16 protein-coding genes and 1 other RNA gene are annotated in these 16,770 nt (G+C 34.9%); 7 read left to right on the top strand and 10 right to left on the bottom strand.

The genetic code is table 11. The features are described 5' to 3' along the window. Positions 1-64 precede the first annotated feature (64 nt). Complete coding sequence (locus GOQ16_RS04600; protein ID WP_149914609.1) at positions 65-1,384, bottom strand: ammonium transporter; 1,320 nt, start codon at positions 1,382-1,384, stop codon at positions 65-67. 234 nt (positions 1,385-1,618) lie between these two features. Between GOQ16_RS04600 and GOQ16_RS04595 the strand changes: the two genes are divergently transcribed. The 7 genes from GOQ16_RS04595 to GOQ16_RS04565 all read left to right on the top strand — a co-directional run bounded on the left by GOQ16_RS04595 (position 1,619) and on the right by GOQ16_RS04565 (position 6,102). Further along, a complete protein-coding gene (locus GOQ16_RS04595) occupies positions 1,619-2,449 on the top strand; it encodes a helix-turn-helix transcriptional regulator (RefSeq protein WP_160068238.1) in 831 nt (276 codons plus the stop codon). Between the two features lie 93 nt (positions 2,450-2,542). Beyond that, a complete protein-coding gene (gene ygiD / locus GOQ16_RS04590; protein WP_160068237.1) occupies positions 2,543-3,427 on the top strand; it encodes a 4,5-DOPA-extradiol-dioxygenase in 885 nt (294 codons plus the stop codon). Between the two features lie 118 nt (positions 3,428-3,545). Next, the gene (locus GOQ16_RS04585; RefSeq protein WP_160068236.1) at positions 3,546-4,097 is read left to right on the top strand and encodes a hypothetical protein; all 552 of its coding nucleotides are present in this window, start codon (positions 3,546-3,548) and stop codon (positions 4,095-4,097) included. A gap of 36 nt (positions 4,098-4,133) precedes the next feature. Continuing rightward, a complete protein-coding gene (locus GOQ16_RS04580) occupies positions 4,134-4,871 on the top strand; it encodes a class I SAM-dependent methyltransferase (RefSeq protein WP_160068235.1) in 738 nt (245 codons plus the stop codon). A gap of 55 nt (positions 4,872-4,926) precedes the next feature. Beyond that, positions 4,927-5,294, top strand: a transfer-messenger RNA (tmRNA) gene (gene ssrA / locus GOQ16_RS04575). A 101-nt stretch (positions 5,295-5,395) separates the two neighbouring features. Continuing rightward, positions 5,396-5,749: a Rieske (2Fe-2S) protein gene (locus tag GOQ16_RS04570; protein WP_149914614.1), complete on the top strand. Its 354-nt coding sequence runs from the start codon at positions 5,396-5,398 to the stop codon at positions 5,747-5,749. Between the two features lie 80 nt (positions 5,750-5,829). Next, positions 5,830-6,102, top strand: coding sequence for a hypothetical protein (locus GOQ16_RS04565; protein ID WP_160068234.1), 273 nt, complete (start codon positions 5,830-5,832; stop codon positions 6,100-6,102). A gap of 6 nt (positions 6,103-6,108) precedes the next feature. Here GOQ16_RS04565 and GOQ16_RS04560 read toward each other — a convergent pair whose 3' ends face one another. The 9 genes from GOQ16_RS04560 to tnpC form a co-directional block, all read right to left on the bottom strand. Then, entirely contained in the window at positions 6,109-7,539 is a 1,431-nt protein-coding gene (locus GOQ16_RS04560; protein ID WP_160068233.1) for an FAD-dependent oxidoreductase, read from the bottom strand. A 100-nt stretch (positions 7,540-7,639) separates the two neighbouring features. Further along, a complete protein-coding gene (locus GOQ16_RS04555) occupies positions 7,640-7,858 on the bottom strand; it encodes a VF530 family protein (RefSeq protein WP_160068232.1) in 219 nt (72 codons plus the stop codon). 328 nt (positions 7,859-8,186) lie between these two features. Beyond that, the gene (locus GOQ16_RS04550; protein ID WP_160068231.1) at positions 8,187-8,369 is read right to left on the bottom strand and encodes a hypothetical protein; all 183 of its coding nucleotides are present in this window, start codon (positions 8,367-8,369) and stop codon (positions 8,187-8,189) included. Between the two features lie 118 nt (positions 8,370-8,487). Next, positions 8,488-9,183, bottom strand: coding sequence for a hypothetical protein (locus GOQ16_RS04545; RefSeq protein ID WP_160068230.1), 696 nt, complete (start codon positions 9,181-9,183; stop codon positions 8,488-8,490). 127 nt (positions 9,184-9,310) lie between these two features. After that, entirely contained in the window at positions 9,311-9,589 is a 279-nt protein-coding gene (ppnP, locus tag GOQ16_RS04540; protein WP_160068229.1) for a pyrimidine/purine nucleoside phosphorylase, read from the bottom strand. Positions 9,590-9,784: 195 nt separating this feature from the next. Beyond that, a complete protein-coding gene (locus GOQ16_RS04535) occupies positions 9,785-11,416 on the bottom strand; it encodes a glycoside hydrolase family 43 protein (protein ID WP_160068228.1) in 1,632 nt (543 codons plus the stop codon). A gap of 89 nt (positions 11,417-11,505) precedes the next feature. Continuing rightward, complete coding sequence (locus GOQ16_RS04530) at positions 11,506-14,148, bottom strand: hypothetical protein (protein ID WP_160068227.1); 2,643 nt, start codon at positions 14,146-14,148, stop codon at positions 11,506-11,508. Between the two features lie 61 nt (positions 14,149-14,209). Further along, entirely contained in the window at positions 14,210-14,581 is a 372-nt protein-coding gene (locus GOQ16_RS04525; protein WP_160068226.1) for a hypothetical protein, read from the bottom strand. Positions 14,582-14,833: 252 nt separating this feature from the next. Then, positions 14,834-16,264 carry an IS66 family transposase gene (gene tnpC, locus GOQ16_RS04520; protein ID WP_160068225.1) on the bottom strand — a complete coding sequence of 477 codons (1,431 nt, stop codon included), beginning with the start codon at positions 16,262-16,264 and terminating at the stop codon, positions 14,834-14,836. Positions 16,265-16,770 lie beyond the last annotated feature (506 nt).

Below are 16,770 nucleotides of genomic sequence, written 5' to 3'. Positions count from 1 at the left end.
AATTTAGATAATATTAAGGAGGGATTCTTTATTTTGTATTAATCACTTAATTAAAAATTTCTACTTATAATTTTTCACCATGTTGCGAAAGATCAAGACCTTCTTCTTCCTCTTCTTCTTTCACTCGGATCGGCGTAATCGTATCAACAACTTTCAATAACACAAATGCTACAACTAGAGTAAACACAATTGCTCCGACTAAACCAATTAAGTGCGCGGTAAAAAGACCTGTCTCTCCATAGAATAAACCATTAGTTTCAACAACACTGTTAATAGAACTATGTGCAAATACACCAGTTAACAACATACCAACCATACCACCAACACCGTGGCTAGGGAATACATCTAAAGTATCATCCAAGTTTGATTTAGTTCTCCAAGCGATACACAATCTACTTACAATAGCAGCTACAGCACCAATTATTAATGAGTGCGGAACAGTTACGAAACCTGCTGCCGGCGTAATAGCTACAAGACCTACGACCACACCTATACATACCCCCATTGCAGAAGGCTTGATACCTTTCGCTGCATCAAAGAAGATATATGTTAAAGCTGCAGCTCCAGATGCTGTGGATGTAGTTGCTAAAGCTGTAGCTGCTAGTTGAGAAGCACCAAAAGCTGATCCAGCATTAAAACCGTACCATCCAAACCATAGTAAACCTGTACCTAATAATACATATGTAATACGTGCAGGAGTATGTTCTTTAAATTGTTTACCATTTTTCATATAAATAGCAGCAGCCAATGCAGTCAAACCAGCAGACATATGTACTACTGTACCACCAGCAAAATCTAACACACCTAACTTAAACAACAACCCATCTGGATGCCATGTAGAATGCGCAAGAGGAGCATATATGAATACGAAGAACAGACAAATAAACAATACGTAAGAAGTAAATTTAATACGTTCTGCTACTGCACCAGTAATAAGAGCTGGAGTAATAATTGCGAATTTCAATTGGTACATAGCGAACAACGTAAAAGGAATCGTCGGCGCACCTGGCCAAGGAGGTCCATCTACCACACCATTAAACATGAAGAATGTGGAAGGATTTCCGATTACTCCACCAAGAGATTCTCCAAACACTAGTGAGAAGCCAAAGACTACCCAAAGAACTGCTACTACAGCCATACAGATAAAACTCTGCAACATGGTAGAGATTACATTCTTTTTCTTTACCATACCACCATAGAAATAAGCTAAACCTGGAGTCATGATCAAAACTAGCCCTGTGGATGCCAACATCCATGCTACATCAGCACCATTATACTCGTAAGTTTTGCTTACATCGGGCACACCGGGAAAGAATAAACACAAAATCACTAAAATTGCAATCACAATTAGTGGAACGAAGGATTTTTTTTGATTAGTTTGCATATTATTTTTGGTTAATTTTCAATTCTAAACCAAAGTAAGTGCAAAATTTTTATAAAAACAAGACATAAATTACTTTTTTATCATTTTTTTGTTAATAAAAATACTAAAAATGTTTTCAAATTATGTGAAAAACAAAAAATCACTCATAAATCCAAAATTTATAGAATTATTTACACAAAAAATCAATTTTCATTAATTTCATAAAACTCATCATCAAAAAAAGTATCTTTAGGTATGCACGAGCTATTTAATATCTTCAAAATAGACGAATCATTAGTGGAATCCATCGCGAATAACCCAAATGATCCGCATCAACACGATCATGAGGAGTTAATTATAGTGTTAAAGGGAAAATTAACACATTTCATAGATTATAAAACACAAAACATAGTTGCGCCGTGCATCTCATTCGTAACCAAAGGTAAGGTTCATCGCCTATCTCCTGAATTAAACGATAAGCAATTTGATGGATGGTCCATACGATTCAAAAGTGAATTTATTCCAGAAATTACTTTTCAACTCTATAATTATTACCACGACAAAGCTAATTTTACGCTTTCAGATCACAAAAATGCGATCCGACTTGATACGATTTGCAAACTCATATACGAAGAGTACAGCAGTGAGACACCTGAATTGTCCATCATTAGAGAATTATTATCTGCCCTATTCACAATCGTCGAGAGTGAACGTAAAAAAGCATATAATGACAATCAAAATATTACAAATAACCAGAATATCACATTTCGTAACTTTTTGCAGATATTGGAAGAAAATTTCAGAAGGCCTGAAGGAGTTAACTTCTATGCAGAAAAACTTTTTATGAGCAGCAAATCCTTAAATACAATAACACAACATATATTACATCTTCCTGTATCAGAAATTATTGAGACCCGAAAATTAATTGAAGCTAAAAAACTCTTATTCACCACAGATAAAAGCGTTGCAGAAATTGGTTTTGAACTAGGATATCACGACAAAGCCTATTTCACAAGTGTATTTAAAAAGAAATCTGGACAAACGCCAACCGAATTTAGAGAAGATATGAAAAATCTTCTTTCCTAAAATCACAACATTTTTTCCAAAAACTCATACCTACCCCTATCCAATATTTCTGACCTTTGTATAGTAATTGAGAATGATACTATGCAAGAAGAAATGAATAGAAAACAATTTTTAGCCGCAGCCGCTGCACTCCCTTTATCTGGAGCTGCTTATAAACTCAGTAAATTACACACCTTTTCTACACAGTTAGAAAATACAAGTAAAATGCCCGTTCTTTTCTTAGGTCACGGAAGCCCTATGAATGCCATTGAAGAAAACGAATTTGTACAAGGCTTTCGCGATATCAGTAAAAAGATTGAAAAGCCGAAAGCTATACTAGTTGTTTCAGCACATTGGGAAACAAGGGGAACTTTTGTTACGGCTATGGATATGCCGCAAACCATCCATGATTTTGGTGGATTTCCAAAAGAATTATTCGAAGTGCAATACCCCGCTCCTGGTAGCCCTGAATTAGCGAAATTGACAAAGGAAATAGTTACAAGTACAGACGTACATTTAGACGATAAATGGGGGCTCGATCATGGCTCATGGTCCGTCATCAAGCACCTTTACCCTGATGCAAATATTCCAGTGATACAAATGAGCATTGACTACACACAACCGCCAGCGTATCATTACAAGTTAGCAAAAGAACTTGCTGCTTTGCGCAATAAAGGTGTTTTGATTGTTGGAAGTGGAAATAATGTCCATAACTTGAGAATGGTGTCTTGGCAACATTTAAACAGTACAGGATATGCTTACGATTGGGCAAAATACGCGGACGAAACTATGAAAACCTACATTCGTGATGGCAATCACCTTCCTCTGATTGAATACCACAAGCAAGGCAAGGAATTTGAATTGGCCATCCCGACTCCTGAGCATTATATCCCTATGCTATACGCTTTGGGTCTCCAAGAGAAAAATGAAAACATAGACATTTTCAACGATCAAGCCGTTGCAGGGTCGCTTACGATGACCTCTTTCAAAATTGGCTAAAAAATATTCGAATCTATCTATCTAAACAGAAACGGGAGTTTAATTCATTTTTAACTCCTATTTTTATTCACAATGCCGCTATCATATTTTGTATATTTAAGCTATAAATTGTGCATATATGAGAACCTTTTATATTATATCGGCATGTTTCCTTTTCGCTTGCCAACAACCTACAAAATCCGCTGACTCAAAAAATATTTCGAATTATTCAGACAATAAATCTCTACAAACAAATTTTCAAAAAGATGAATTCGACACAATAGCAGCAAAAGATTGGCTTGAAAAAGCCATTATTGAACATTTCGATGGTACTAATTCAGATATGAAAGAGATTACAACTCCCGAATATTATGAATTTAAAATGGATGCTATGAATGTAGATTTGGACACGGAAGAAAGCCTTACAAAAGATGAATTTAAAAAAAAGTGGCAGAAAATTTATAAACCCAATGTACATCCTTTGCATATCGGATTTCTAATTTCAGGACAAGACTGGGGAAATATTAGCGTACAGGAATCTATTGTTAAGAATGTAGATAAGACTAATAAAACAATCATTTTTCGCACCGTAATTCGTGATGATGAATTTAGAATTAGTTACAATAGAGATATTGTAATTATTCAAAATGAGCAACAATATCTAATCGCAGATGTGTGGGAATACGATTAAAAAAAGTTAACTTTATTAGAACTAAGCATTTAAGCCATGAAAGATAATTTTTCTGTTTCACCCGAGCAATATGCCAAATATAGACCAGACTATCCGCAAGCTATATTTGATTTTATTTATCCGTTGTTGAATGAAAAAGCAAACGCATGGGATTGCGGAACCGGCAACGGACAAGTAGCACTAGAATTATCTAAAGATTTTCAACACGTAGAAGCAACAGACATAAGTGAACAACAATTGAATCATGCTTTTCAAAGTGATAACATTCATTATTCTATTCAGCCTGCTGAAAAAACAAACTTTGAAGACAATACATTTGATTTAATTACTGTCGCGCAAGCAGTACATTGGTTTGACATTGAAAAATTCAATTCTGAAGTTAAGCGTGTTGGCAAGCCGAATAGTATTATTGCCTTAATAGGTTATGAACTCAACACTATAACTCCTGAAATTGACCAAATTATTCGCCACTTTTACTCCATTATCATTGGAGAATATTGGGATCCAGAACGCAGGCATATCCAAAATCGCTATCAACAAATACCTTTTCCTTTCAGAGAATTGGAAACTCCAGAAATCAATAATATTAAACTATGGCGTTTTGATCATTTGATTGGCTACCTAAATACCTGGTCGGCAGTTCATCACTTCAGTGATAAAAACAATTATAACCCTATCTCGGAAATCGAAAACGACTTACGTAAGGCATGGGGAAATCAAGAAGTGCGCCGTGTAATCTTTCCAATTATTTTTCGGGCGGGACGTATTAAATAGCTTTAGCTTGATAATTTCATGTTTTTTCACTATTTTTGTAGTCCATAATCATATTGGGGTCGACCGGAATTGACAGGATAGCGATGGTTATGTAAGCATGTAGTGCGTTGTTAGTAGAGCACTTTAATCTGAACTTTCACACTTATAACTGGCGAAGAAAACTACGCCTTAGCTGCTTAAGTTAGACTTAACATAGCTATTTGTCCCGTTAGATCCTGTTCTTTGGTTTAACATTAGGGGCATCGAACAATAGAACTGGTCACTGCGATTTTGCTAAGTAGTGATAAGACTCAGCAAATACGGAGAACGGTATAGGTAAGCGACTCACCTTCCCTCTTTCGACAATCAAAGAGAAGCTAAACATGTAGAAAGCGTAAATCATACTATGTTTGGACGAGGGTTCGAATCCCTCCGACTCCACAAATAAAAAAGCTCAATTATTAATTGAGCTTTTTTATTAGACAAAGGTACATATCCGAGTATGTGAACTCTTAAATCAACCTATTTTTCGTATATTTAATCTAATGAAATGGATTAAAATTCCTTCTAGTGCACTACAAATAAAAGCACCAATACAATTACTTAAACTTGAGGGACGAAAGTTTTGTTTGATTTATCATGAAGGCAACTGGCATGCTACATCATACACTTGTCCACATGCTGGAGCCAATTTAGCAAATGGGTGGTGTGAAGAAGGGAAGCTTTTCTGTCCATTTCATCGGCACAGTTTTGATTTAGTAGATGGTAAAGGTGCGGTAGGCCAAAATAATAATATCAAAATTTACCGCATCGAAGAACGGGAAGATGGTATGTACATTAAATTACCGCAGTCATTCTTCAAAAGAATATTCGACGTTTTGTCTAAAAAATTTAATTAATTACCTTCAATAATAACTTTTTAATGAAATTTATATCACCTAAAAATCATTATTGAGGTAATACGCTTATATTTGCAGACATGAATGTGCAAAACAAAAATCCCTATCAATTATTTACGAAAACGATCTTGAACAGTTGGAAAGCACAAAATGTGGAATACATTAAAGTCGAAGAACTTTCGACGTTTGACACCACAACCCTTTTTGAGCTCATTCCTGATTCTGAATTATTGGATTCAGCAAATGAAACATTATACCCTATTGATTCGGAAGATCTCGAAGATATGCTAATACCTAGCAAAAATACACGCTTTTTGGTTCATGAAATTTATCTTGCGGAAGAAGATGAATAATAAAAGCTATTTTTTCTCACGAAATCCTCTAGGCTGATCACCGCCCTCAAATACTTTCATTGAATGTAATACCTCAACCGCAGCCGCGGAATCTTTAACTTTTACACTACTTCTCTCCATCATTTCTTTTTCAAAAGGCGTCAACACTTGTGCTCTTAACTCATCTTTCTTCCAACCCGTATAATGGAAAGTGCTGTAAATTATTTGTGCTAACGCAAGAGCGTCTAACAGTGCTTGATTCGCGCCTTGTCCTTTAAAAGGACTCATAGGGTGTGCTGCATCTCCTATCACAGTAACGTTTGCACCATTTTCCTCTAATTCAGAATCCAATATTTCACGATCATACACTGGATAGCCTGATATATAACTAGCATCTGTAGCCGCAATAATTTGAGGAATAGGCGAATGCCATTGCAAACGTTTTAATGCCACTTCTTTTAATGCAAAAGCTCCTTTTGCACTCAATTCTTTAGCTTCGCTTTCTGCCATAGGACAACTCAATTGCCACATCACGGCATTAGACGAATACGGCATGACATAGATACGATCTTTACCGTTAGCGGTTTGAAACACTGTACTACCATCCAACAAGTCAGAGTCTATATTACATAAATCATTCAGAAAACAAATACCTAATATTACAATACATTGCAAATAACGCAATGGCTTGACATCATCTGTCAATAACATGCTCCGTACACTACTTCTAATTCCATCTGCTCCAACTAACAAATCAGTTTTAATATACTTTTCTTCACCATCTACCAGAAAACGAAGCATTAGACTCCCATCTCCCCCTTCTTCAAAATCCATAAACTGATGTCCCCACTCTAAACCTGTAGAATCTGACAACAATGTCAATAAACTTTGTCTAAGCGCTTGACGGGCTACATGCATATTAGATCTCTTTGGATTATTAACAGATTCACATTTCGTCCATTTTCGGGTTCCCCACTCTCCGATCACCTTTCCTTCAGTGGTATGCACAAGGTGTCGTGTTGAAATAATCCCCTCAGCTAACGCTGTAATACCCAATTTCTTGAGAGCACGATTTGCTTGCTGTAAAGTCAAACCATAACCTTGAGAACGAGTATTGAAATCACAATCACGTTCGTATAGTGTGTATGGAATACCGCGATGAAGACATGCTACTGCAAGAGCCACCCCACCAATACCCGCGCCAATAATGCCGACATGTGGAAACTTATCTCTATTGGGAATAAGATAATCTGCTGTCAACAATAATCCTGTCCCCATACAATCTGGGCAATCAAACATACTCGCTTTGGGACGAGCCGGAACGGCTAACTTTTCATTGGATTGGAGATATTTTTCATAAGCCAACTGATATTGTATACGTGCTTTTTTTGTCAAACGACGACTCTTTTTACCACGCCCAACACATTTTTCACATACTTTCCAACGACTGGTATTCATATTAAAATGGACAACTTTTTACCGACTTATTTTTGCTCCATACTTAGCTACTTCTACAAGTAGCTACATTCAAAATCAAACAATTTTAACAAATAAACGATTACTTAGCAAAGGTTTTTATATACAATTGTTCGACTTTTTCGCGTGCCCAAGGAGTTTTTCTCAAAAATACTAATGAAGATTTAAGACTGGGGGTATCATTAAAACAACGAATCATTATCCTTCGTCCCATTTCCTCCCAGCCATAATGAACGACTAACTCTTCGATAATAGTATCCAATCTCTTTCCATGCAATGGGTTGTTTTGCTGTTTTTCCATAACGTAAAGGTACAAATCTTCAATTGCTAATTGAAAAAGTAAATACCATCAACTAAACTTGTATTTAGATACGCGCTATCATTGAAAATGGATTATCTTGGGTTGTAAGGCACTAAACTTAATAGCATCTAAGATCAATCCCACGAGGGAAAGGGGCTATAACCACATAGTAGACTCTCCTAATTTGGGATGTTAAATAGTACAAAAAAAATCAACAAAATAACCTGCAGCAGTTTAAATAATATTACCGCAGGTTATCCTCAACTATACTACTGCATAAAAACTGCCACATAATACAACTGCATTATTTTAGATGATGTTTTGTAATTTATTTAATCATATCCCCATCTAAAGATTTAGTACAATCATCTTTATTATCTTCCAGACTTTCATTTTTATCGTATACCTTAAGTATCAAATTATCGAATTCATAACAGATATACTTTTCAGTCTCTTTAATAGCTTTTGCCTTAGACAAATCTAAATCAATATCATTGGGTAATTTAATCATGTATATAATAACTGGTTGTATCTACAAAATACTACAAAAAAATTGACACTTCAATACGGAAAACCGTAAAAATTATAATAAATTGATATTATATTACCTCAAAGGCACATAAAATAACCTAATAATACAATCCTGCTTCTATTCGAATTCTTGGAGTGTCCCACATATCTAGATTAGGAAGCTTTAACAACTTACAGATCAATGCAAACCAATGGGCATAAACTTCATCATGTAACTGCTTCATGGTTGTGGTGTGTCCCAATCTCTGTAAACAGCGATTGATCTTGATTGTATCCATCACATGAATATGTGATGGTAATTTGGAGAAGCGCAAAAACTTATTAATACTACCGCGTAAGGAAGATGTTTCAAAATACATAGGTCTTCGCAATAAGAGTTTCTTCTGATTAAAATTATAAAAATCCAAAAGCCGAATCAATGTAGCATCTGTCAATCCACCTAAGATGAGGACTCGATCAGAAAAATGCTTTAATGTTTGATGAACTATGCTTCTATTAATATATTGAACACTATACACATCACCAATCAGACTTTTTACTCGGATATCCAGCGGTATATAAGTGAAATTATACAAAATAGGGCAACCTTTAGTATCTAAAAATTCATTCAATGGGGTATGATACATATATCCGAAACGAAGATGTGGATATACAGATTTTAGCTGTATAATAATATCTAAACCCTCCATTCCTACAGATATTACATCTAGGCTTGCTAATAATTTTTGATAAGAGTCAGCTTTCAACCACTCCTCGAGCAGTTGGGCATTCGTGAAATTGAGATGATTTTCCATTTAAAAATAAAATATATCTTCTAGGGTATACCCAAGCAATTAATGCCAAAAACTCTTTTACAAAAAAAAGTGGAATCAATCTACAATTAATAGATTGATTCCACTTTTTTAAATTCTACTGTAATACCTATTTGTATTTACATAAATAAGACGTCGGTGTATCTACGCGCACTTTGAATGATGCATTTGCCGCTACCTCAAACTGCTGTCCGGCTGAGAAAATTTGCCATGCAGTATTTCCAGGAAGCAACACTTTCATCTCACCCTCGATAATCAACATAGTTTCAGGTGTCGAAGTACCAAACTCAAATTCCCCTGCCTCAATTACCCCTACGGTAGATTTCCCACCGTTATCATAAGCCAAAGATTTAACGGCTCCCTCAAAATATTCGTTTAAATTGATCATAACACTAAATTAATGATATGTATTGAAATTACAACACAAAGAACTTTTTATTAACAATTTTAAATCTACACAATTAAAATCTTAAAGATATTTCAACACCTCACTGCTCATACAAACGATTTTAACTGTATATTATAAATCATGTATAAAGTGGCATCTAAACACTATCAACATAATTCTTCAACCTTACTAGCGTTATTTAGTAATTCTAAACCAATCGAAGTCGGCTTGACCCCCATCATTTAACGGGTTAAAACGAGAACAAAATAATCCAATCTTTGCACCAATCCATTTTCCCTCTCTCGCTTTAAATATTTTCCCTATAGGCTGGAAGTTTTTTCCGTCAAGACTGTAATAAAATTGCGACGTGTTTGTATTTTGAAACTTCATCTGTAAATACACATTTCCATTCTTCAAAGTTACTGAAGCATTCACGCGCTCTTGACTACCCTTCTCTGCTCCATAACAGTCGATTTGAGATAATGTATAACCACGCTCATCATAATCGATTGACAAGAGTGAGTAATCCATACTCATAATGAGTAAGCCTGTTCGTTCATGTTTTGCTTGAGGGTTAGCTTTAAAATTTACTTTCGTAGTGGCTGTAAATATTGGCGCAGGTATTTTCTGTAATAATAAATTTGGAACATCAAATAAATTCTTATAATGAGGTGCATTGGATACAGAATACAAAGAAAGTAAACCGTTAGATGCATTACAGTAATGCCACCAATCTTGTGGATTTCCATGCCATTGCCATTGCAGCCCTAATGAGTTAGAATTAAATTCATCAGACTCTTGTGGATGCTTCACATCTATTATTTTTATAGGTTTTTCAAATGTAGATGTTGGAAATCCAATTCCTTTTTGATTAGAATTTACTCCAATTACTGGCCAATTATTTCTCCAGGTCATGGGTTGCAAATGAACTATTCGTCCCAATGCACCTACATCTTGAAAGTGGTAGAACCAATCTTTACCGTCAGGTGAATCCACCCAAGCGCCTTGATGAGGACCATTAATCTCTGTATTTCCCTGTTCTAACACGATTTTACGTTCATAAGGTCCAAAAATTGATTTTGAACGCAAAACCGTCTGCCAACCCGTAGCCACTCCACCTGCCGGACAAAATATATAATAATAATTATTACGTTTATGCATTTTCGGACCTTCGATAGTTTTATCGATTTCATGTCCATCATATAAAGTCTTGCTAGTGCCGATTGCCTTACGGCCATCAACGGAAAGTTTTGTGATAGCAATTAAACTTTTTATTCCTGCACGACTTCCCGCATAAGCATGTACTAAATAAGCATTTCCATCATCATCCCAAAAAGGACAAGCATCAATCAAACCTTTGCCTGCCTTAACCAGTACCAATGGTTCCCATTCTTTTCGGGGATCTGTGGTTTTGGTCATATATATCCCAAAATCTGGATCACCATAGTAAATATAAAATTCACCTTTATGAAATCGTATAGCAGGCGCCCAAATACCATTACCATGTTGTGTTTTATTAAAAAAATCAGTCGGAATTCCTTCGCCCTCTAATTTTGGTATGGCATGATTAATTATTTCCCAATGAATCATGTCTTTCGAGTGCAAAATTGGTAAACCCGGAACAGCATTAAAACTCGATGCAGTCATATAGAAATCATCACCTACTCTGATAACATCAGGATCTGAATAATCAGAATAAATTATAGGATTTTTATACTTTCCATTATTTAGATCCGGCTGCCAAACTGAAGACACATAATTAGATTGAGCCTTTAAATTAACTACAGCTATAACTAACATCAATATATGCAGCCAGAGATTTTTCATCACGGAATAATTAGTAAATTAATTTATGTTGTTTATTCAAATAAAACTAACAAAACACTTGCATTACACTGTCCTGCTCTTCCCTTGAACTAATTATCAACAACATTGATATATATTTTTTTATTTACCAATAATCCATTTAATTCCAAACCTTCTAGCGTCAGTTCATATATACCAGGTGTGTCTGCTGTAAAGAAATCAAATTGTGCAAAACCCGATTTTCCAACTACAATACTAGGCTCCCAATGAATCGTAGAACGTAAATCATTAAATTTACTTCTATCTGTATCTACAGAATAAATTGGTTTGAAAAATGAAGAATTAATATGAATCCCTTTAGGGATATAATTAATTTGACCGTATTCTTTTTGATTCGAATTATAACCATCATGCCCGATTTTGGTAGTGAGAACTATAACAGTATCCACATGTCCTCTAGGAACCGCCCCATAATATATAGTGGTATATACATCGTGACTAAGTATCTCCACAGATTCCATAGCTTCAATAGGAAGATTGCGTCCCGTTTCATGATCCAAATAACGACCATCTAAAAAAATAGAAATACTTCTTGGCCATTCGAAAGAATTATAAATACGTAAATACGGCAACACAGCTTCTTCAATAGTATTGAAATCTTCCAAATACTTGGCATTTAGCACATAATCCGCATTCCCAGGTCCATTCAAATTTTTTGAACGAGGAGATGCATTATTACGTACTCCCGATACCACAACTTCATCTATGTGGTGGATTTTTTCCATCAGTCCAACTTTCTCCAGAGCATTAAAATTCTCTTTTACTAAAAGAAGTTCCTTATGAAGTTTTTTATTCACATCATTGGTAATCAATGGGCTGTTTCTGCTTTTATTAATTGGTGCAAGGTTGTCCTCATCATAGATTTCAATATCAATACGTGCTCTACGATTAGCACTCTCAGCCTTTATATGAAATTCTGTTCCTTCTGGATAAAACAAATTACTATAACTAAAATCCCCGTTATCGTCTGAAGTTCTTTCACTATATTTTTGCCTATTATTTTTGAGAAACAATTTCACTTTTGCTCCTTTTTCTGGCTTATTCTTACCAATATTTTTTAAATTCCCATTTATTTCTATCCCTTGGGCGACTTCATATTTCAACACTCGATTTGTATCAATTGCAGTCCATTGTAAATTTCTAGCATTATGAGATAATGCAATTAAATCTAGGTCATACAATCTAAGTGTATCATTAGTAAAGTAATAGTTTGGGGATTCAATAAAACCATTTAAACCTGATTGAAGTAAAAATGAAGTGAAAATATTGGGAGATTGATAATGATCGAATACATCAATTCTATTTAGATTCAATACACTTGCTGAAAAAGCGCCAATACGTGGTTGTAAACTATCGCCTTTTAATTGTATAGTAACACCAACCTTTTCTCTTGTTTTATAAATCGATTTGTCTGTATAAATACGTATTGGATTCAGCAGATTTGAAGAAATGTTAAAAAATGATCGTTCTGCCATTGGATTGAAATTTTTATCAAAAATTGTTAATGATAGCAATCCACTTGGCAATATCTTGGTATTCATTTCAAGCTCAATTTCATCTGTGAAGGCCTCAATTTCTTTATTAAAATAGATTTTTCCTTGATGATGAACCACGAAAAACAAACCTTTATCTATTTCAAAATCTAAGGTTTTACGTAAGGAAGCTTTTAAAGTAAAATTATCATGTTGATTTATTTTTATACCGAGACCAGAATTTAATATGCTAGGCATTTGCACTTTAGTTATGGCTCCATCTTCAAACTCTGCTACGCAAAATAATTCATCACTGATGAATGGGATCCATCGAATTTTACCATAACCAAGCTCATTTGTAATTGTTGACAGTAATGTGTCCTGCCCATTCATTAAAAACAATTTTGCTTTATTACCTAATCCATTGTCATTTAAAACTCTTACTGCAATATCAGTCTCAATTCCATTAATTAAACTTCCTCCCTCAGGAAAAATTTTAACAGAAGAATTTTTATTGAATTCATTGACATAAATATTTTTAATAACATCTCTTGTATTGGAATGCTGTATTCGGTAAGTAATAATATCGTATGACTCTATTTCCTTTTTGAAGTCGAAAATTGCAACACCATAAGAATTTGAGACTGTTTGTAATTTTTCAATAACTTTGCCATTTCTAATCAACTCACTGATAATATTCCGTTCCCTTAATGGAAAACCTTCTCTAGATTTTAGATTTACCCGAATTTGATTTTTATCAATACTAGTTTCTGAAAATATTGCATCATTTCTTACATTTCCTATTAATACTTGTCGATCATAAAAGTATTGATCTTCAAAATTACGCATCCAACGGGTATAGGCTCGTAATCTATATATCCCTTCGGGCAAAGAATCCTGTAATTGTATATCAGCTACTCCGAGCCCATTTACTAATACAACATTTTTCTGTACAATCAACTTATCGTGAATGTCAATTAAATCTACATGTAAAATCTTGCTCAATGCAGAAAGGGAATTTTCCGCACCAATGCTAACATAGGCCTTAAACCAAATAGTTTCGCCAGTAGAGTAACTTGATTTATCCGTATGTATGTGGATTTTTTCCTTGGGATATAGGTTATTGTATGAATTAGATAATTTTATAAACGAATTGATTTCTTGACATATTACAATTTTAAGACAGATTAGAAACATCAAAAATGTTAAACTGAATTTCATAAAATTTATTTAGGTATTGGTTGGTAGAATGGGTTAGGTTGTCAAGGAGATAAAAAGCTTATCAACTATCGATATAAGTTTTTTTAATACGCAGAATTTCAGTTGAATTTTTGATATAGTTTAACTTTTGCTTTTTGAATACCATATAAGAAGCTTTCTTCTCACTTGCAATAATAAAATTATAAAATTGCTTGAAATAACCCATCCGCAACTTTCTATCAGGAGTTTTATTATTGTTGATGAAGTTTAAAATATCTTTATTAACAGCAATTTTAACATTTCTTTCTAAATCTGGAAGCAGTTCTATCAACGGAACATCCATATCATTGACGAATATACAATAAGATAAAATATTGTCCCCCCTTCCAACAATATAACCATGAAATGTAAACTTCCCCACATCAATACTTTCAACAAGGATTAATTTATTCATAATTGGAATATTGAGATTGGTTAACACAAACCTTACGTCCTTTATTAATCAAGGTTTTGTAATTAAATATATTAATTTTTTTTGATTTCTGACGCCAACATGTTATTATTCATTTACATCTTACAAGCGGCTTATACGCAAATTAAATCACAAGAACTCACATCCTAAATAGAGATTAATAAATTAAATTAAAACAACAAAAACAAAACTTAAACAAAGTTTAATTGTTTATTAATCGTAACCACTCAGGTACTATAGAATAGCAATGCTGTAGAAAGCATCGAGGACAGATTGTGAGTTCTTAATACAAGTGTCGGCAACAGATCTTATTGTCGCATAGTTTTGTGCTCCATTTTTCGATTTGAACATTCCAGATACTTTCTGTTTGACCTTGATATTTCTAATTGCTTGCTCGGATGTATTGTTATCGGGGGGCACATCCTTATTGTAAAGAAATGTAAAGAGGTGTTTTCTGTATTTAGTGATCCTTTTTTGGAAGGTGATAACTTCTATCTGCTGTGGATCTATCTTGTGGTTGATTAAGTTATGGAGCGTGTTTTCCAGTTGAGCTCTTTCACGCATCGGTTCCAGATATTGGTCAAGAGGTATTGACTTTTTCAATTCCAAGGCTAGTATAAGCATCCGGCTAAACTGTGTAGCCCATTTAGATTGATATTTCTGTTCCAAGAACTTCAGCTCTCTTAGCAAGTGTGCTGTACATATCTGATGACCTGCAGCCTCGGTATTAAGATGGCTAGGCCAGCAATCATGAACAAGAATCGCCTTTGGAAATCCCGCTGGGAAATGTTCTTTAATGGTTGCTATCCCACTGTTTGCCGAACAGGCAATATAGGTAGCCAATTTGTTTTGCCACGTCCAGAACCAATTCAATTGTCCATTTTGTTTCATACCTGTTTCATCTGCCCCAACCACAGTGGATTTACAAATGGTCTGCTTAATTAGCTCTAATGCGGGTAGTGATTTTTTGGCAAAGCGATCCAGAATACCACTAACAGTCCCCTGACTGATAGGCATGCTATATACCGAATTAAAGAACTCGCTGATCCTTGCCAAAGGAACATATTGCCGGGTATGCAAATAAGCGATCAGAGCAGTGGTTTTTGGACCATAACTAATAGGAGCATTGACCCCGGAAGGAAAACTTGCTGTAGTCTGGTGTCCGCATAAACAGGTTTTGCTGAAGATGCGATGTTCGGTGTACAAAGGCTTGGTGAGAGGAATATCAACCATTTGCCGGCAACTGGTCAATTCTGCCTGAAAGTCTTGCAGATCCAATCCACAACAGTTACAAAATCCCGGACTGTGTTCTACGATGTCCTCAGGGCAAGCGCTCATCTTTAAAGTACTGCCTTCATGCCCCTTTTGACCTCCGGAAGACTTTCCGCTGGATTTTCGTAAACTAGTGGTTCGAGGAGGGCTGTTTTCATCTTTTGAAGGAGGAAGAGAGCTGTTTCTACTATTTTTTTTAGGCCCCTTTAGCAAACGTATTTCTTCCAGAAGCCCACCTATGGTTTCATTAAGTTGTTTAATAGTAGCATTCAGATCTGAAATGATTTGCTCAGAAGCTGCATTTTCGGCTAATCTGGATGTTTCAGATGCGATACGGGCCGCTGATTCCTGTTCGAGCAATTCAACTAATTTCGTAAAGTTCTTGTTATCCATTATGGCCGTTCTGATAACTACAAAAAACCGCATTTAAAGCCTAAAAACCTAAAAATAAGAGTAAAAGTTATACAGTGAAATGTGGATAAAATGACCTAAATTCCTGAAAATGAAAAATGAAAAAAATACGCCTTGAGATCAAGTCAAGAAAGAAAAAAAAGAACCTGAGTAGTTACAATATTTCCTTATAATATATCCTCACAGTTAATCAAAATGTCACCAGATAAACTTTTGCAAAACTGTAGAAAGGAGAAACATTGTTGCGAAGGTTTCTAGCGACAAGTTTTTTTGCATTCTTTTTTGATGTAAAAAAGAATGACCCTCTCGCGGCTTGCGCGAGATCATAGAAAGTTAAATATCTTTCTAACGCGAATGTGAAAAACATAGAATTTTGAAAGGCGATAAATTAAATCAAGTCAGAAGCGTCCCAAATAAGGTAAAAAATGGCGGTAATTTATATAGCAGGGATTGCTATATTTAATTTGCAAAAATTCAACTACCGCCAT

It is taken from the genome of Sphingobacterium bovisgrunnientis (assembly GCF_009829085.1).
In the GTDB taxonomy this organism is placed as follows: Bacteria; Bacteroidota; Bacteroidia; order Sphingobacteriales; family Sphingobacteriaceae; genus Sphingobacterium; species Sphingobacterium bovisgrunnientis.
Note: the sequence above shows the minus strand (reverse complement) of the source record. Positions and strands in the feature narration are given on the sequence as shown.